Annotated in this window: 16 protein-coding genes and 1 pseudogene; 3 read left to right on the forward strand and 14 right to left on the reverse strand. The window is 45.9% G+C overall.

From position 1 onward, the window contains the following. Nucleotides 1-12: 12 nt before the first annotated feature. The 3 genes and pseudogenes from ACBP55_RS29715 to ACBP55_RS29725 form a co-directional block, all read right to left on the reverse strand. Nucleotides 13-1,012, reverse strand: a pseudogene (locus tag ACBP55_RS29715) (cation diffusion facilitator family transporter). A 211-nt stretch (nt 1,013-1,223) separates the two neighbouring features. Next, on the reverse strand, nt 1,224-1,448 hold the full coding sequence (locus tag ACBP55_RS29720) for a spore germination protein (RefSeq protein WP_173187223.1): 225 nt from the start codon (nt 1,446-1,448) through the stop codon (nt 1,224-1,226). 74 nt (nt 1,449-1,522) lie between these two features. Next, a complete protein-coding gene (locus tag ACBP55_RS29725; protein WP_464646794.1) occupies nt 1,523-2,194 on the reverse strand; it encodes an HAD family hydrolase in 672 nt (223 codons plus the stop codon). Nucleotides 2,195-2,459: 265 nt separating this feature from the next. On the opposite strand from ACBP55_RS29725, the gene nagB reads away from it, so the two are divergent. The 3 genes from nagB (at nt 2,460) to ACBP55_RS29740 (ending at nt 5,637) form a co-directional block, all read left to right on the forward strand. Further along, complete coding sequence (gene nagB, locus ACBP55_RS29730) at nt 2,460-3,188, forward strand: glucosamine-6-phosphate deaminase (protein ID WP_464646796.1); 729 nt, start codon at nt 2,460-2,462, stop codon at nt 3,186-3,188. Next, on the forward strand, nt 3,185-4,357 hold the full coding sequence (nagA, locus tag ACBP55_RS29735) for an N-acetylglucosamine-6-phosphate deacetylase (RefSeq protein WP_464646798.1): 1,173 nt from the start codon (nt 3,185-3,187) through the stop codon (nt 4,355-4,357). The genes nagB and nagA overlap by 4 nt, the downstream gene beginning before the upstream one ends. 521 nt (nt 4,358-4,878) lie before the next feature. Next, nucleotides 4,879-5,637: a YdcF family protein gene (locus ACBP55_RS29740; protein WP_464646799.1), complete on the forward strand. Its 759-nt coding sequence runs from the start codon at nt 4,879-4,881 to the stop codon at nt 5,635-5,637. Nucleotides 5,638-5,798: 161 nt separating this feature from the next. Here ACBP55_RS29740 and ACBP55_RS29745 read toward each other — a convergent pair whose 3' ends face one another. The 11 genes from ACBP55_RS29745 to ACBP55_RS29795 all read right to left on the reverse strand — a co-directional run bounded on the left by ACBP55_RS29745 (nt 5,799) and on the right by ACBP55_RS29795 (nt 17,469). Further along, nucleotides 5,799-6,368 carry a manganese catalase family protein gene (locus ACBP55_RS29745; protein ID WP_464646801.1) on the reverse strand — a complete coding sequence of 190 codons (570 nt, stop codon included), beginning with the start codon at nt 6,366-6,368 and terminating at the stop codon, nt 5,799-5,801. Nucleotides 6,369-6,383: 15 nt separating this feature from the next. Beyond that, entirely contained in the window at nt 6,384-6,650 is a 267-nt protein-coding gene (locus tag ACBP55_RS29750) for a spore coat protein CotJB (RefSeq protein WP_464646803.1), read from the reverse strand. Continuing rightward, the gene (locus tag ACBP55_RS29755; RefSeq protein ID WP_464653440.1) at nt 6,647-6,871 is read right to left on the reverse strand and encodes a spore coat associated protein CotJA; all 225 of its coding nucleotides are present in this window, start codon (nt 6,869-6,871) and stop codon (nt 6,647-6,649) included. The genes ACBP55_RS29750 and ACBP55_RS29755 overlap by 4 nt, the downstream gene beginning before the upstream one ends. A 255-nt stretch (nt 6,872-7,126) precedes the next feature. Next, nucleotides 7,127-7,828 (reverse strand): HAD family hydrolase, encoded by a 702-nt coding sequence (locus ACBP55_RS29760; RefSeq protein ID WP_464646805.1) that lies wholly within the window; start codon nt 7,826-7,828, stop codon nt 7,127-7,129. A gap of 29 nt (nt 7,829-7,857) precedes the next feature. After that, nucleotides 7,858-8,904 carry a sporulation integral membrane protein YtvI gene (gene ytvI, locus ACBP55_RS29765; RefSeq protein ID WP_029194375.1) on the reverse strand — a complete coding sequence of 349 codons (1,047 nt, stop codon included), beginning with the start codon at nt 8,902-8,904 and terminating at the stop codon, nt 7,858-7,860. Between the two features lie 14 nt (nt 8,905-8,918). After that, on the reverse strand, nt 8,919-10,256 hold the full coding sequence (locus ACBP55_RS29770) for a hemolysin family protein (RefSeq protein ID WP_464646807.1): 1,338 nt from the start codon (nt 10,254-10,256) through the stop codon (nt 8,919-8,921). Nucleotides 10,257-10,281: 25 nt separating this feature from the next. Next, nucleotides 10,282-11,403, reverse strand: a complete 1,122-nt coding sequence (gene yfkAB / locus ACBP55_RS29775; RefSeq protein WP_464653441.1) for a radical SAM/CxCxxxxC motif protein YfkAB — start codon at nt 11,401-11,403, stop codon at nt 10,282-10,284. Nucleotides 11,404-11,538: 135 nt separating this feature from the next. After that, nucleotides 11,539-13,767 (reverse strand): MMPL family transporter, encoded by a 2,229-nt coding sequence (locus ACBP55_RS29780; protein WP_464646809.1) that lies wholly within the window; start codon nt 13,765-13,767, stop codon nt 11,539-11,541. A gap of 64 nt (nt 13,768-13,831) precedes the next feature. Next, the gene (locus tag ACBP55_RS29785) at nt 13,832-14,965 is read right to left on the reverse strand and encodes an HD-GYP domain-containing protein (protein WP_464646811.1); all 1,134 of its coding nucleotides are present in this window, start codon (nt 14,963-14,965) and stop codon (nt 13,832-13,834) included. Nucleotides 14,966-15,083: 118 nt separating this feature from the next. Next, a complete protein-coding gene (locus ACBP55_RS29790; RefSeq protein ID WP_464646813.1) occupies nt 15,084-15,896 on the reverse strand; it encodes an undecaprenyl-diphosphate phosphatase in 813 nt (270 codons plus the stop codon). Between the two features lie 112 nt (nt 15,897-16,008). Continuing rightward, complete coding sequence (locus ACBP55_RS29795) at nt 16,009-17,469, reverse strand: bifunctional metallophosphatase/5'-nucleotidase (protein ID WP_464646815.1); 1,461 nt, start codon at nt 17,467-17,469, stop codon at nt 16,009-16,011. Between the last annotated feature and the right edge of the window lie 29 nt (nt 17,470-17,498).

Below are 17,498 nucleotides of genomic sequence, written 5' to 3' on the forward strand. Positions count from 1 at the left end.
GTTTTGCTTTAGCTATACTTTTAGTTCTGGATGGGCGTTAGTTGAGTTTTCAATTTGAATAGTAGCATGAGTGATATGAAATCGTTCCTCTATTTGATGAATAGCTTCCTGAAGGACTACCTGACTATCACGATCGTCCGCAATGAGTATATGGCAGCTCAGAGAATCAAGCCCTGAAGTAATCGTCCAAATATGTAAATCATGAACATTGATAACACCATCAATGCCCTCAAGTACGCGTTTGACATCTTCATAAGAAACAGCGGCGGGAGTGCCCTCCATCAAGATATGAATCGTCGATTTCAGGACGGTCCAAGCCCCCTTAAGTATTAATAGAGACACAAGGATGCTAATAATTGGATCAGCCGCATACCAACCGAAGATCAGCATAACCCCACCGGCTAAAATAGCCCCTACAGAGCCTAAAGCATCACCTAGGATATGCAAATATGCGCTGCGCAGATTGAGATTGCCATGCACATCCCCTTTGCGCATAAGTGCCCAAGCACTAAGTAAATTAGCTATTAAACCGACGCAAGCAATGAGCATCATTGAACCACTGGCAACAGCAGGAGGATCCATAAATCGCCCAACTGCTTCCCAGATAATGAGCCCGGCTATTACAAAAAGCGTGACAGCGTTGAAGAGAGCCGCTAAGATTTCAATTCTATGAAAACCATAGGATTTATTAGCTGAAGATGGCTTGGCCGCGAACCAAAGGGCGGTGATACTTAATACAAGAGAGACCAGCATCACTTAACATATGGCCAGAATCAGAGAGAAGCGCCAAACTATTGGTCCATAATCCGCCTACGAACTCTAAAATCATGATGCTCGCTGTTATACATAGCGCAATAAGGAGTCCTTGTTTATTCCCGCTGTGACCATGGTGATGATGTCCATGATGATGCCCATGGTGAGTGTGATCGTGCCCTTGATGACCTACATGACCGCTGCAATTAGCGTGATCTTTGTGTTGATGTGATTGTACTTCAGACTCATGATGCTGCATAGAATTCCCTCCCTGTGTCTCAACCCTTTAGAATGTTGTGCCGCTATTTGATTTATGAGTGACATTTAATATATGAGTATTTACTCATATATACATAATAGTGAGTAAAACAGGCTGATGTCAATACAGCTCATGCAAAAAAAAGATCGATTCATCTGCTCAGCATCACATGAGCCTGAATCGATCTAACGAATGATTGTCTAACTGCTAGCTATGTCCCTGTTGCGACTTTGTTCGCGCCTGCATCTACTACATCCGGGTCAAACGTGATCGTTGCACTAAACAGCGAATTGGATACCCCGAAATCTCCCGTTATTCCGCCGCCTGCACCTGTATAGGTTTTGGATGCGGATGTCGGAGCAATGACAGCAGTGTCGCCATTCACCAGATTTCCTTCATTCCTAATAACATTGAATATTCCTATAAAAGAAGGCATTTCTGATCAGCACCCTTTATCTATCAAAGTTCTACAGTGTATGCCCAACTCCCCATATTTGCGACAGCCTACGCTTAATTACAATATTCAAGCAGTTCAGCGAAGCTGCAGATACGTATATGCGCACCCTCCAGCTCTCCCGACTCTCGAAAACCTGCATAATCGCAAGCGGCTACGGTTAGGTTATTCTGGAGTCCTGCTTCCACATCAGAGGAGCGATCGCCAACCATCCATGCAGATTGGATATGATGTGTTTCCAGCAGTATTTTTACTAAATCCACCTTGGATCTCGTTCGATATTGTCCTGCACTGTACAATCCTTCGAATAAATGCGCTAAACCTTTGGCTTCAATAACATGCCGCACATAATCTTCGAGTCCATTGCTTGCGACAAATAAACGAATTCCTTTACTGTGTAATACTTGTAAGGTTTCAGCCACTCCTTTATATAGATCGCCTTGCCCCTGCTGCAGTCCCTCCAATTGATATTTAATCAGTAGTTTGTCTGCTTCCAGACGAGTTGCAAGCTGCTCATTCGGCATTACCCGTTCCCAGATGTGCTCAAGAAGCATGCCTAGCGCCCCTAGGATTCTTTCTTCCGGCGGAGTCTCCCCAGTAAAAAGGCCTTTGGCTCGAAGCTCATCGAACGTCTTATGGTAAGCAGGCAGAAGTAAGGTCTCCGTCTGAAATAAGGTTCCATCCAAGTCAAAAAGCATCGCTTCGGGTTGTTTGCTCTGATTACTCATTCTCATGCTCCTTCTCCATTAAGTTATCGAAAATGATTGAAATGATCTTAGATAAGAATGGCAAACATACCCATGTAAGTCAATCATCAGATTTGGGAAAAAGCCTGTTGCCGATAAGAATAAATTCAGTTATGATTGAAATGAGAGTAATTTGTTTTAAAAATGATACTTTTTTGCAAAAATACTTCATAATTGATCAAAAAATAGTTCATTCCTTAGAAGTATCCGAATTGATAACTTGTCCATGAAAGTGAGGAAGACGATCATGAATCTTCATATTTTTCAAAATCAACAAGAGTTGAATGAAGCTGGAGCCGGCATTATTACCTCGCTTGTGCAAATGCAGCCTAAAGCGGTATTGGGGCTAGCTACAGGTGGAACACCTGTGGGCATTTATGAGGAGCTAGTTAAAGCTTACGATAAAGGACGAGTTAGCTTTAAATCCGTCACTACCTTTAATTTGGATGAATATTGCGGTTTACCCGTAGATCACCCCGAAAGTTATCACGCTTATATGCAGCAGCATTTATTCGCACATATCGACTTACCTGCTGCTAAAGGCCATATCCCAAACGGAAATGCAGCGGATCTAGAGGCGGAATGCGAGCGTTACAATCAACTTTTGGATGAAGCGAAGCAGATCGATTTGCAAATTCTTGGCCTAGGCCATAATGGACATATTGGTTTCAATGAGCCCGATCATTCCTTAATCAGCGGTACACACCGCGTAGAATTAAAAGCGGAGACTCGCGAAGCGAATGCACGTTACTTTAACTCCATAAACGAAGTTCCGTCTCATGCCTTAACCATGGGAGTAGGCACCATTTTGAAAGCCAAAACGATCTTGTTGATCGTTCGTGGAGCCGATAAAGCTGAAATCGTACATCGCGCACTTACGGGTCCAATTACAACGGAAATTCCGGCAACTCTTTTGCAAACTCACCCACACCTTGTCGTACTTCTTGATGCTGAGGCGGGGAGGCTTTTTGAATGAGTGAACATGTGATTTCGGGAGCAAAGATCGTAACTGAGCAGGGAATCATCGAGCAAGGCATCCTTCATGTGAAGGATGGCTTTATCGCTTTTGTTGGCGAAATGTCGCAATGGGACCCGTCCGCTGCAAGTTCTGCCGCTAAGTTCGTCGATGCCCATGGAAGCTGGTTGTTGCCAGGATTCATCGATGTTCACGTTCATGGTGGATACGGCGCCGATTTCATGGATGCGAATCCAGAGACACTTGACATTATTACTCGGTTTCATGCCTTACACGGCACAACCTCCATGCTAGCTACAACGATGACAGCGACTCGAGATGCGATTGACCGGGTACTTGGTGAAGTGGACCGCTATAAGAGCCAGGAGATGCCATACGCTCAGCTGCTCGGCGTACATCTGGAGGGTCCTTTCATCTCACCCAAATGGGCGGGCGCGCAAGATCCGAATCTCATGGTACCGCCTCAGCTGTCTTGGATCGAAGACTGGCACGAGCGCTATCCGCAGCTCATGAAGCAGTTAACCCTCGCCCCCGAACGCGAGGGAGGGCTTGAGATGATCGCGTGGCTGCGCGACCATGGCATCGTTGCCGCCTGCGGCCATACCGACTCGACCTATGCCGACATTCAGTCGGCGGTTCGTGAGGGGCTATCGCATGCGGTGCATACCTACAACGCGATGAGGCCGCTGCATCATCGCGAACCTGGAACCGTCGGTGCGATACTCACCGACGAACGCATCAGCGGCGAAGTGATCGCTGATGGGCACCACGTGCACCCAGCAGCGATTCGCCTGCTGGCTAAGGTGAAGCAGCCGCATGGCTTGCTGCTGATAACGGACGCCATGTCAGCCGCGGGACTCGGCGACGGGCAGTACGAGCTTGGCGGGCAAGCCGTGACCGTACAGTCGGGCGTAGCCCGGCTGACGGAAGGCGGCGCGCTCGCCGGCAGCACGCTGACGATGATCGAGGCGCTCCGGTATATGGTGCGCGAGGTCGGTGTCAGCGTCGAAGACGCGAGCCGCTTCGCAAGCGGCAATCCTGCGAGGCTGCTGCGCCTCGAGGCGTCGCACGGCTCGATCGCGCAGGGCAAGCAGGCTGACTTGCTGCTTGTCAGCCCTGATTTAGAGCTCGAACATGTTTGGGTTCGCGGCAAAGAAATGACAGATTAAGTTGGCTAATGGAGACCGTCGATTCATTCGACCAATCTTGCTCTACATTGTTTTGTCTTAAATCGGGATCAATCGTCTTATATGCAGAATTTAGGTTGCTGGATGATTGAATTCATATTAGCTGTTGAATGATGTTGTAGAGAGTGCAACAATTTATGCCTAAATCTCGCCTATCTCCCTTCATTGTTGCATCATGTACAACAATTTGGCCCAATATAGACCATTTCGCATCAAATGAGCTCAAAATGTTGTACAAAATGCAACTTCAAGTTGCAAAATAGCCTTTTGGCGTGTGAATTGTTGTAGAATATACAACATTGGTAACCAAGATAGCCCTTCAGCCCTCACGTAAAGCTGAATGTTTCTAAAATACTAGCCCCGACTTCGTTCTAATTGCGAAGACGGGGCTTTTTCATCTCACTTCTTTGAAGCTCATGTAAATTGGCAGGAAAATACCAACATTTGTCGAAAATCCCTAACACCATACTTGAGCTCGTACAAGAAAGGGTTTGACGCCTGACATGATTTATTTGATAAAAATCGTTTACACCCTATTATTCCCTCCTGGAATTATCATACTTCTTCTCTTGGCTGTCGCTTTATGGCTGAAGCAAAAAAAAGAGTACCTCGGTACGCTACTAGTAGGCCTATCCGCACTAATTCTAGGCGTATCCTCTATGCCTTATTTCGGCAATACGTTACTAAATTCTATTGAAAGAAGGTACACACCACCAGTTATAGTGTCTGGCGATGTACTAGTTCTACTAACTGGAGGCGCCACCCTAGATCATGCTGACCCTCTTACCAAAGGGGAGGGATATCTGACAGGGAACACAGCCGCGCGTGTATTAACCGTTGCTGAGCTATACCGAAGCACAAAGCTGCCTATTCTTTTATCTGGCGGTCAAGTGTTTCCTGACACAGGCAATGAATCTCAGATTGCCAAACGGCACCTTCTCGCGCTTGGCGTTCCCGAATCGTCCATTTCCATGGACGATAAGAGTCGCAATACCGAGGAAAATGCTGTGAATACAACAGCTATTCTCAGCGAAAAAGGCTGGAAGGCTCCCATTCTCATCACATCAGCCTTCCACATGGCTCGATCTGTGAAGCAATTCCAAAAACTCAAAATTGACGTAGTCCCCTACCCTACCGACTATATTTCCCAGCAAAATCAGCAGCTTAGTATCAGCAAATTCGTTCCATCTTCCAGCGGCTTATCCACCACAACGATAGCGCTGAAGGAATTCTTAGGCTTGTTTGCAGCCAGGAACAATTAAAAAGGATAGCCTCTTATCCCTTTCAGCCGAGGATGATACTCAGAATTGGCGAATAGGCTCGGATACCGCGCTTTCTTGCATAAACAAAAAGCAGGCCCTCTCGGCCCGCTTTTTGTATCCCCAATTCTTTCGACCTCGACGTCCTCGTCCTCACTACCTGCTTAAAAAACCTTCTGTGCCTCCCGATCGTCCTTCAAAATCTCAACAGCTTCTCTAAAACGCAGGGAATGTACAATCTCCCGCTCTCGGAGGAACTTTAGACTGTCCTGCAGATCAACATCGTCGGTTAGATCAATCAACCATTGATAGGTCGCTCTTGCTTTCTCCTCGGCGGCAATGTCCTCATAGAGATCCGCGATAGGGTCTCCTTTGGCTTGTATGTAGGTAGCCGTCCAAGGTACACCGGATGCGCTCTGATAGAAGAGCGCTCTGTCATGTGCTGCATAGTGGTCATCCAGACCCGCGGCTTTCAGTTGATCGATGGTTGCGTCTTTAGTAAGCTTATAAACCATCGTTGCAATCATTTCTAAATGGGCGAATTCCTCTGTCCCAATGTCTGTTAACAGCCCCACCACCTTGTCTGGGATCGTATACCGCTGATTTAAGTATCGCAATGCCGCAGCAAGCTCCCCGTCAGCACCCCCATATTGTTCAAGGAGCAGTTTAGCCATCCGAGGGTCGCACTTACTGACTCTGACCGGATACTGCAGCTTTTTTTCATAAATCCACATGCGCTCTCCTCCTTCTCAGACTTGCCATGGCCATGGAGGTTCACACCACTGCCAAGGGTGTTTGGTAAAGCTTTGACCGAAATGCATGAGGGGGCCGAATTCCATTTCAAACTGTCCAGCAATTTGTTTCCTCTTTTGTGCGAATTGATTGTATTGTTGAATGGCACCCAGATCATCAGGATGAGTATCTAAATACAGCGTCAGCTCCACTAAGACGAAATCTACGGCTTGCAGATCGTGAAGCTGTCTGTAATACGAGTCTGGCAACATGGGTTCACTCATGTCAATGGGCCTCCTTCTACCGCTTTAGACTCATAAGGCCCGTAAAGCGCCGGCCAGAGCGTTCCTATTTTCAGTGCTTCATAGGGGCTATACTGTGGCAAGCCCGGCGGTTGAAAGTGGATATATAATTGAGGCGCTGTGTTATAAAGCTTCACTCGAATGGGTGGACAAGGATCAAAGGGACCGATAAATGGGTAATATCTTTTAAATTGCGAATGCATATGCATATGCTTATCTCTCCTCCTCTTCAGTACTGGGAGCAAATGAAATCTACCTAGCGACAAAGGCCTATATGCTCGTTATATGCGGCATGACTTGGCCAAAATCACATGTTTCCAACATTTCAATATTGATGGGTTAAACGTTGACGGCTACGATGAAATCAATCGTCCAGATATTGAAAAAAAATCCCTGCCGCATTGCCATTTGGCAACAAAGCAGGGACTTCTATTTTGGAAGCAGCTATCGAGGACGCATTAATTTAGATAAGGAATAAGTTCATGAAGCTGACTAACGATCGCTAACGGTTTCTTATCGGAGGAAGGAGGCGTTTTACCATATTTATTGAGCCAAACGGCCTTCATGCCTATTTGCAGAGGGCCAGCTACGTCTGCCTCCCAATTGTCACCTACGAATAAGGTGTCCTCTGGCAGCACATTGAAATAATCAAGCGCCAGTTGATAAATTCGCGGATCAGGCTTAGCCATTCCAACGACATTAGAGATCCACACCTGCTCGGGAGGAAACAATTCCTTCAGACCTAAACGCATTATTTTACCCTCTTGCATATCGTGGGGTCCATTCGTAATGATTCCTAGCTTATAGCGTTCCTTAAGCTTCATCAGCAGTTCCAGCACGTGAGGATCGGGCGCTAAGCTATTTGCATATTGTTGGATGTATTGGAGGTTGAAAGCATCTGCCTCATCTTCCGACATCGTGTACTGATGATCAGCTAATGTTTCGATCAGCCTTCGGTTACGATATGCTTCAACCGTGCAAATGCGCTGCTCATACAGGTAGTATAGCTCGTCGCTTTTCTTTTGAAATGCCGTGAAGAACGTCTCGTTGTCATACTCTTTGGTCACTTCATGTTCCGCAAACATCTTTTTCATCACGACATTCCACGTACTTGAGAAGTCAAACAGCGTATCATCCAAATCAAATAAAATTAACTTCATACCCTACCACCCTGTTCATATACTGTGGCTCAGTCCAGCTTAATATTTAAGTTCAACAGGCCAGCTTTACGCATAGCTTGATAAATAATAACAACCAACGGCCCTAGAAAGAGACCTGTTATTCCTAATAACTCGAAGCCAACGTACAAACTGATCAGAGCAGCAAGCGCATTAATTCCTACAGCATCACTGAGCACTTTAGGCTCTACAATGCGGCGGAATATCGTCAAAACAAGGAATAGGACTAATAAACCTATACCCATTCCGGTGTGTCCAATCAGCAGTTGATAGACTAGCCATGGAATAAACACTAGCCCGGTGCCAATCACAGGAACGAACTCCATAACCATCACTAATAAGGAAATGGCTAGCGGATATTCTGCTCGTAAGACCAATAAGCCCACAAAAGTGACCAAATAGGTCAACACGGCCATGATAAGCTGCGCTCGAATGAAGCCAAAAATAGCTTCCCGCAGGTAAGTCAGCACGTTTTCCATCTTTCTTTTGGAATACTCTTCAAACATGGACAGAAAAGACAACCTGAGCTTTGGTAAACTAAACATAAACAAGTATAAAGCAATGACATACATGAGCATTAAAATAAATAAATTCGGGATTTTTCCAGCTATATTTAAAAAGAAGCCAGAAATACCGCTTAATGCATTGGTTAACGCTCTGGTTAAGGTTTCCGTACTGCTTGCCAACCAAGTTTGCACTTGTGCCGCTATATCTGGTGACAAAGAATCATAGAACAACTGTGTGCGGTCTACAGCTTGATCCATGTACTTATTCACTTCATCCATATAATTTGGCGCTTTGCGGCCTAGGTCAATGAGCTCTGTGACGACATTTAACCCAATGAAATAAAATAAGGTCAGCGTCAGCAGCGTAAACACGGTACAAATGATTGTAGCTGCAATTAATCGGTTCACTCTGGCAGCACGCATGAGAAGCACGGTTAAAGGGTCCAAGAAAATAGCTGTCACGAGCGCTAGTAAGAATGGCAAACCTATGGTGAACAATCCGTACAATAGCAGCAATCCAAGCACCATGATTATGATCGACTTAGGCGACATCAGGACTCCTCCGATTATTCTTCTACTGGTTTGATAGGGTTGATTTTCGTTATGTGAATGCGCACGATACGCAGTCGATCTACTTCGGATACTTCAAACACGTGATTACCGAAAGCCACTCTTTTGCCTTTTACAGGTGCACCTTCAAGCTTCTTAAACAACCAACCGCCGATAGAGTCCACATCATCGTCTTCGATGTCCAAATCCAGCATATCGTTCAAGTCTTCAATCAGAACACGGCCATCTACGGACGTATACTTTTCTTTCACCTCAACACCTGGCCGTTCATCGATATCGAACTCATCGTGCATCTCGCCAACAATCTCCTCCAGAATGTCCCCTAGTGCTAGAAGTCCTGCAGTACCACCGTACTCATCAATGACGATAGCAAGTTGAGAATGTTTTTTCTGCATTAATTTCAATACGCGGCTGATTTCCATCGACTCTGGAACATTGAGAATTGGACGTATAAAGTTTTTAATTTCCTGCTCTTCGTCCGGATCTGCTGTTAGTAAATCAGCAATATGAACGAAACCGACTATGTTATCCTTATCCTGATCAGCCACAGGGTAACGTGTATGCTTGGTCTCATGAACCATACGCAAATTATCAATGAAGCTTAGCTCAAGGTATAGACAATCCATATCTGTCCGCGGCAGCATCACCTCACGGGCAATACGTTCTGAGAATTCAAAAATATTATCGAAAAGCACCATTTCATCTTGATCGATATGGCCGCTTTTGACACTCTCATCCATTAAGATACGAATTTCTTCCTCTGTATGAGCAGCCTCATGCTCGCTTGCCGGATCTACACCAATCCATGAAAGAAATTTATTTGCTGCACCATTCAGCACCCAGATAATCGGGCGAAACACCCTGTAGAAGAAGAGCAGCGGCGCTGAAAGCCATAGCGAGGTTAATTCCGCTTTTTGAATCGCGAATGATTTCGGAGCCAGCTCGCCAAGAACAATGTGGAGGAACGTAATAAATCCAAATGAAACAATGAAAGACAAGGTCGTTGTATAAACCGAAGCCTCTACTTGAAGCTTATGTAAGAGGGGCTCCATAATCAACTCCGCGATGGCAGGTTCACCAACCCAGCCTAGTCCCAGAGAGGCAAGAGTAATCCCCAATTGTGTTGCTGATAAATAAGTATCTAACTGCGACGTTACCTTGATGGCATACTTTGCTTTGCCGCTGCCTTCATTGACTAACTGCTGGATGCGCGATTGCCGAACCTTCACAAGCGCAAATTCAGCAGCAACGAAGAAACCATTGAGCAGGACTAATATAATGACGACTATCAGGTTAAGAGCAATGGAACCGAAATCAAACGAAGTGTGTGGCAAGCGTATATCTCCTTCAGTAAAATGATTAGATGATAGCTTTGCGGCTTTTGAAATCAACAGAACGGTAATACGAGTCGGCTACCAGCAGGTTAGGGCCACAACAAGAAGCGCTGCTGCAGAAGCAGTTTACGCGCTGGTTCAGCGGATTGTTTTCCCAACGGGCAAAAATGGTATCTAACAGGTCATCATGGATGTTGCCGAGAGGTGGTTCATTTGCAAAATCTGTAACGAACACCTCGCCTGTAAAAGTGCTCACATTCAAGCGATTGCGTCCATCCGGATCATTACGAACCGTTACATTCGGCTCCTCGCGAAGCCTTTTAACCAATATTCTGTCCTCTTGTAGATCGTTGCAAGCAAAGAATGGCAGTGTGCCAAACAGCATCCACATGTCACGATTCCGGCTGTCTAACAACCGATGAATGCTCGTTCTTAACTCGTCCAGAGATACCATGGGTAGATGAGAAGCGAAGGAACTGGCATACATCGGATGAACCTCATGGCGCTTGCAGCCCATTTCGTCAATCAGCTTGTGAATCTGCGGCAATTTCTCATGTGTGCGTGTATTAATCATCGATTCCGCTGAGATATAAAGTCCACCTTTGCTGAGCGCGACCGTGTTATCAACCATTCGTTCAAACATCCGTGCCGCGGTGTCTTGACCAACCGGATGGCCGCTATTCACAAAGCCGACTTGATGGAAATCGTCAGCATTCAAATAATTGAAAGAAATATGCATGACATCCAGATAAGGAGCGAGAAGCTCATACCGGGCTAAGTCAAGTGTTAAATTGGAATTGATTTGTGTACGGATACCGCGCTCTCGTGCATATTTAAGAATTGGCAGCATATAGTCTTTGACAATCTTGATGTGATACGAAGGCTCTCCGCCGGTCAAGCTGATCGTTTCTAAATGCTCAACCTGGTCGAGCTGCTTCAGAATGATGGGCAAGGGAATACGAGGCCCTTCCGTCATGGTTAACGAATCCCCAACCGCACAATGCTCACATCGCATATTGCACAAATTCGTTATCGTAAGCTCTACACTTGTTAGTACGTGTCTCCCGTATTTGCGATAAGACCGAATCGGGTCCCATGGATCGTAAGCGGGGGTTAGCTCCTGTAAGATGGAGCTTGTTCCATTCATATTCATGCTGTTTACACCTGACCTATCATTTCCTATTCACTAGCTAATTGTTCCTATCTTGCCTATACCTATGCCCTTTATTGTAACTTATGATTCGCAAAAAAGGAAACGGCTGCAAGTTAATGAGAAGCTCCTCTACTCCTTCTCTGCTTTCAATTGCGATCTCATTCGCAGCCACTTAGGTGCCCACCAGTTCGCATCCCCAAGCAGTTTCATAAGGGCAGGAACGAGCATCACTCGCACGATAGTCGCATCGATCAGAACGGCGAGCCCTAGACCGAGCCCCAACGCCTTCATGATTTCGATATCTGTAAAAATAAAAGAACCTACAACTACAACTAAGATGAAAGCTGCACTTGTAATTAAGCTTCCCGTTTTCTTAAGTCCTTCAGCTGTACTCTTATCATTGTCTCCGCTTGCCTCATACTCCTCCATAATGCGAGAAATCAGGAATACTTCATAATCCATGGATATGCCAAACACGACACAAAAAATGATAACTGGCAGCGTTGCGCTGACATAGCCAATAGACGTTATATGCAGCAAATCAGCCAGGTAGCCATGCTGGAATACTAACACAACAACACCGAGGCTCGCGCCAAGACTGAGCATATTCATTAATACAGCTTTGAGCGGAAGCAAAACGGACCTAAAGGCAAGCAATAAAACGATGTAGGTAATCCCCATCACAAAAGTTAATACTTTAGGTATCTCGTTCTGAATTCGATCTATAATATCCAGTCTATAGGCCGGTCCGCCTGTGACTGCAATACCAAGTCCATCCTTACTTAAGCTGCGAAGTTCTCGGACAAGGCTATCCGTCGAAGGATCATCGGTATCTTTCTCAGGCACTACAACCATCAGAGCTGTGTGATCTTTTGCCAATTTATTGCCTTCAATTTGTGCTTTGACACTTGAATCCCTTAGCATAGCTGCTAACTCAGCATCCGAATGTTGACCTAGGGAACTGATGAAACTCTGTACTTCTTTTACACCGGATACCCCTTTCACCTGCTCACTATAAGCCCGAAGCTGACGAATCGAACCCTCTTCCCACACTTCTCCTTCCGTATGAATAACAATTTGGATGGGACCCATCATCCGCGGATCATAGGCTGCCTTCAATAATTCCGAGCCATATCTAGACTCGTAGCTGGGAGGCAGCACTTCCGCATTCGGTACATTTAACTTGATATGACCCATTGGAGTCATGGTGTAGATTAGGGCACCGCCGACGATGACAACCAGCAGCACGGGCCGTTTCATTACAGCATAAGCGATTCGTTCCCAAAAGCGGGACGTTTCTTGCTTGCGAAAGCGTTTAGGAACGACCTGAAGAGAGTTAATCCGTTCACCCAGTATACCGAGAAGCGACAACAGCATCGTATTCGCGACGATAACGGATATTGACACGACAATTACGCCGCCCAAACACAAGGAGCGGAAGAAGGTGAGGTCTACGAACAGCATGCCAAGCAGCCCAATCAGCACAGCTATACCGGAAAAAAAGATCGATTTCCCAGCCGTCTGACAAGTCATGGCCACAGCATCAGCCACATTCTTCTGTACTTTGAGTTCCTCTCGAAAGCGACTGACTAGGAACAAGGCGTAATCAATGCCTACGGCAAGACCGAGCATCGTCACCATATTCGGAAGGAAGTTCGATAAGGATTGGTGCTGGGCGATAAAATAGGTTATCCCTAACGTAAGGGTAACGCTCATAAGCCCTACAATCATAGGCAATAGCGCCGCGACTAGGGTGCCAAACACGATTAATAATACAATCAGTGCAATCGGTAAACCAATCGCTTCTGATTTGGCAATATCATGCTTACTCGCCTCCTGCATATCATGCAAAATAGCAGGTCCACCAGTCACATATACTTTCATGCCAGTTGGCGGATGCACATGCTCTTTAAGCTCCGGATATTTCTCTAGAGCAGGGTCGGTATCTAGATTTAATGATACGGTAACGGCGAGTACATCCAAATGACCTTCGTTACGAGGTGTCCCGACAAATTTCACACTTTCAACATACGGCAGCTTCTTCAAATCGCTAAGCGAATCCATAATGGCTTGCTGATGGTCTTTGGCCGTCATATCGAGCCCTTCCCCTGTATAAACCAGGTTCAGCATCGTAAGTGGGACACCAAGCTCATCCCGCAGTTGAATGAGGCCGCGATCGGACTCACTGCCTTTAGGCGTAAAGCCATTATCTTTGAGCATACCCGGTGTTTTCTGAGCAAAAATGGCAAAGCTGAGAAGCAGAAGTACACCAATCACCAGTACGAGCCATCGAAATCGATGCATCGCATATCCCCATCTCCAGAACTTCCCTTTCACAGCTGTTTCTCTCACAGGCATCCCCCTAATTTGCAAAAAGAACCTGGAATCCCAGGTTCTTCATGATTCTTATCTATATTTTATCTTAAAATATGGTTGGCATACTTTCATCTGGATCAAATTCGCCTACATTAATTTCCCCAATTTCTGAAATTAATGTAGAAAGCTTCGTAGACAGGTCAATTTCATACGGTTCCTTTAGCTCTTGACCGGATTCATCCTGCAGAACGCGAACGATCGGCCTATGAGGAACAGTTACATTTAACTTGGATACGATGCCAAATTCCCCGGTATTCAATCGAACGGTTATGCCTAATGGATAAATCGCGATTTTATCACGGAATAAGGCAATCTGGCTTTGATCATACATCGTGCCAGAGCCAGCGAACAACTGCTCCATAGCTTCATGCGGCAGTAAAGGCCTTCTATATACTCTTGTTGTCGTCATAGCATCATAAGAATCGACTAGCCCAACCCACTTGGCAAATTCATTAATTTCTGCACCTTGAATCCCGCGCGGATAACCGCTTCCGTTAATTCGCTCATGGTGCTGAAGAGCACAATGCGCTGACAGAAGAGGAATGTTCGGTTCGTCTTTCAAAATGTTAAAACCGTATGTCGTATGATTCTTCATCTCGGTAAACTCTTGCTCGGTCAATTGCGAAGGCTTACGAAGAATACCCAGCGGTACTTTCGTCTTGCCAATATCGTGAAGCAGAGCACCTAATCCGAGTGTTTCGAGGTTCTCACGACTGTATCCAAAGCTAATTCCCAGCATAATCGCATAAATACTTACATTCACAGAATGCTGAAATAAGTAATTATCTTTAACGTTCATATTATTGAGCATAACCATAGCCCCTTGATGAGCGCTTAGATCGTCAATAATCATTTTCATCACATCACGAAAATTACGTCCGATATCATAATAATTAACGGCACCGCGTTTGTTCGAATCTTCCATAACCTTCTTAAAGGTGTTACGGATTTCGAGAACAGCCTTGGATCTCGTTTCATCCTGAATAATATCCTCTTGAATGATGTCATTGGTGCGAGAATCTTGAATATATATGTAGTCGATTCCGTATGTAAAAAGTCGATCAATGAGTCTCTGTGAAAGCTCAACATTAACGGCCAGCAGGACCATACCATCGTCGTTGTAAATATTCTTGGCCAACCTCATTCCAGGATGACACATGTTGATCGGCATTAACAGCATTTCAGGACCCCCGAATAGGTGAGCGTTACTTTCTATCTAAATGTAATAGATTTCACAAAAAAGTTCAATAAAAAAAACCGCATCATTCGACGCGGTTCGATAAAAGAAAGAGTGATTATTACTTTAGGTACATATAGAGTGCGAAAATGATGGCTACTGCAAATCGATAGTAGGCAAAATACGTTAATTTCATATTTTGAACAAGCTTAATGAAAGTAACAACTGCTAACAAAGCAACGATGAATGCAACGACAAAGCCGACTACAAAGAAAGTTAAGTCATTCGAAGAGAGTGCGTGATAGTTTTTGAGAAAGTAAACGCCGGAAGCTCCAAACATAATTGGAATCGCCATGATAAACGTGAAATCTGCAGAAGCAGCGCGGCTTACACCGGACAGCATTCCACCCGCAATGGTCGATCCAGACCGGGAGAATCCTGGCCAAATGGATATCAATTGCCACAAACCGATGAAGAATGCTTGACGATAAGACAAATCATCCAAAACTACAGCACTCGGCTGTTCCTTTTTCTTCTCTGCGATAATCAACAGGATACCGCCTAGAACAAGTCCAATCAGCACGGTTGTTGTGTTAAACAGCTTCTCATCGACGAAATTATGAAACATAACTCCAATGACACCAGCTGGTATGATACCGATAAGAATGTGCAGCAAGTTCAATTTCTTCCCAGTCTTACTCTCGCTTTTCCTTTTCACTAACCCGAATAAAGATAAAATTCGTTTCCAATAAATAAGGACGACGGCCATGATAGCGCCAAGTTGAATGACAAAATCAAAGGTTTTCATTACATCATCATTTTGTGTGTTTAATAGGCTTTGTGTTAGAATCATATGCCCCGTAGAAGAAACCGGTAAAAACTCGGTCAATCCCTCTACAATCCCGATAATGATCGCTTCAAAAATAGTATGCATGTTTTCCCCCTATGAATTGAGAGTTTATAGATGTACTCCTGTCCAATTATCTATTCTACCTGTAAGTTGGTGGATCTGACAACTATTTCGACAAAAGTTGTGGTTGTTCGACTTATTCTATACGCGCAGGAGGTCTTCTATCCGTAAATCTTTGGAAATGACTGCTTAGGATTGCGTCTTCATCCCTAAGCTCAGAAGCTAGTACATCACGGATAAATTCAGGCAGCATATACTTCACCTGCTTACCGCGACTGAGCGATAAATAGCCTGAGCCGAATGTAAACATGTCAATCGTGCCAACGACATAGTCACGGCTAGGGTCTAAAGGCTCATCGCCCACGTTCACAGCGATGATGCGTTCGTAAGGTGCACGGGTGCTGTCGGTCATGACGGTTAATCCGTCGACACACAGCACACCCAGCACCTCGCCCCGGAAGCCGAAGCCGCGAATCGGCTTCTCCATAAATTCGCCAAGCAGCGACTCTTCGAGCGCTTGGAGCAGATCCGCCCCGCTGAGCAGCAGCCGGCAGGGGTTGATCGGACCCGGGCAGATTTCCAGCAATCTGCCGCGTGTCAGGCGCCCCTCCTTCAGTCCCTGAAGGAGCTGGCCGCTATTGACCAGCCCGATCTCGGCGCTGGTCCAGCGGCGAATCCCTGCGGCAAGCAAGTTGCCGAGCGGGGATTCGCCGTACCAATCGAGGCGCAGCGGTTCCCGCAGCTGCGCCACCTCCGCATCCAGCGCCGCTGCGCTGGCGATGCGGTAGTGCTCCAGCAGCGTGGTCACGCTGCTGTCTTCTTCACTTGCGTCTGTCATGGGGACGACGCGGCCGCTTAATTCTACGATCCGGCGCTGCGCCGGATCGTAAGCAAGTTCGATATGGCCGGCATACTGACCGAACTTGCCGGCCGCGCAAATATAGGTGCCGCTGAGCAAGAGCGGCTCCTCAAGCACATGATGCGTATGGCCGCCGAGGATCACATCGATGCCTTCCAGCTCCTCAGCCATCCGTTGATCTGAACGCAATCCCAAGTGGGACATGACAATAATGATATCCACACTTGGGCGCAGAAGCCTCGCATAGGTCTTTACAGCTTCGATTGGGTCCGTTACATGCCATCCAAGCAGTTCATAGTACGCTTGGTAAGCTGCTGTTACCCCAATGATGCCAATGGTGAGACCCGATTTCTCAATCGTGAGTGTAGAAAGCATCCAATCCGGCGTCTTATTCGTCGCCACTTCTACAATATTGCTGCCGATAATTGGGAATTTGGCATGCTCTTTCACAACCGTTCTTAACAATTCCGGTGTGAACGTTAGCCCTTCATTATTACCCATGACCATCGCTTCGTAGCCGGTCGCGTTCATAATTTCCAAGTTGGCAGAAGCATTCGTGCCTTCCGTTTCAGGGCGCATCCGGTCCATATGATCGCCAATATCAAGGGTCAACACCTGATCAGCCGGCCACAGTCGACGTACGCGGTCAAAATACGCGCTAATTTTGGGCATTTGTTCAAAATGACTATGAATGTCATTCGTATGTAAAATAACGAGTCGTTGCAAGGGCTCAGACACACCGTTCACCTCTTTTCGTTGTAAGTCAG

The organism is Paenibacillus sp. WG02 (genome assembly GCF_055396115.1).

Excerpts from the sequence above, each read along its gene's own strand:
- ytvI (WP_029194375.1), bottom strand. The coding sequence starts at position 8,904 with ATGTCGCCTAAGTCGATCATAATCATGGTGCTTGGATTGCTGCTATTG.
- ACBP55_RS29725 (WP_464646794.1), bottom strand. The coding sequence starts at position 2,194 with ATGAGTAATCAGAGCAAACAACCCGAAGCGATGCTTTTTGACTTGGAT.
- ACBP55_RS29740 (WP_464646799.1), top strand. The coding sequence starts at position 4,879 with ATGATTTATTTGATAAAAATCGTTTACACCCTATTATTCCCTCCTGGA.
- yfkAB (WP_464653441.1), bottom strand. The coding sequence starts at position 11,403 with ATGAATGGAACAAGCTCCATCTTACAGGAGCTAACCCCCGCTTACGAT.
- ACBP55_RS29785 (WP_464646811.1), bottom strand. The coding sequence starts at position 14,965 with ATGCTGTTAATGCCGATCAACATGTGTCATCCTGGAATGAGGTTGGCC.
- ACBP55_RS29755 (WP_464653440.1), bottom strand. The coding sequence starts at position 6,871 with ATGCATTCGCAATTTAAAAGATATTACCCATTTATCGGTCCCTTTGAT.
- nagA (WP_464646798.1), top strand. The coding sequence starts at position 3,185 with ATGAGTGAACATGTGATTTCGGGAGCAAAGATCGTAACTGAGCAGGGA.
- ACBP55_RS29745 (WP_464646801.1), bottom strand. The coding sequence starts at position 6,368 with ATGTGGATTTATGAAAAAAAGCTGCAGTATCCGGTCAGAGTCAGTAAG.
- ACBP55_RS29780 (WP_464646809.1), bottom strand. The coding sequence starts at position 13,767 with ATGCCTGTGAGAGAAACAGCTGTGAAAGGGAAGTTCTGGAGATGGGGA.
- ACBP55_RS29760 (WP_464646805.1), bottom strand. The coding sequence starts at position 7,828 with ATGAAGTTAATTTTATTTGATTTGGATGATACGCTGTTTGACTTCTCA.
- nagB (WP_464646796.1), top strand. The coding sequence starts at position 2,460 with ATGAATCTTCATATTTTTCAAAATCAACAAGAGTTGAATGAAGCTGGA.
- ACBP55_RS29720 (WP_173187223.1), bottom strand. The coding sequence starts at position 1,448 with ATGCCTTCTTTTATAGGAATATTCAATGTTATTAGGAATGAAGGAAAT.
- ACBP55_RS29790 (WP_464646813.1), bottom strand. The coding sequence starts at position 15,896 with ATGCATACTATTTTTGAAGCGATCATTATCGGGATTGTAGAGGGATTG.
- ACBP55_RS29750 (WP_464646803.1), bottom strand. The coding sequence starts at position 6,650 with ATGAGTGAACCCATGTTGCCAGACTCGTATTACAGACAGCTTCACGAT.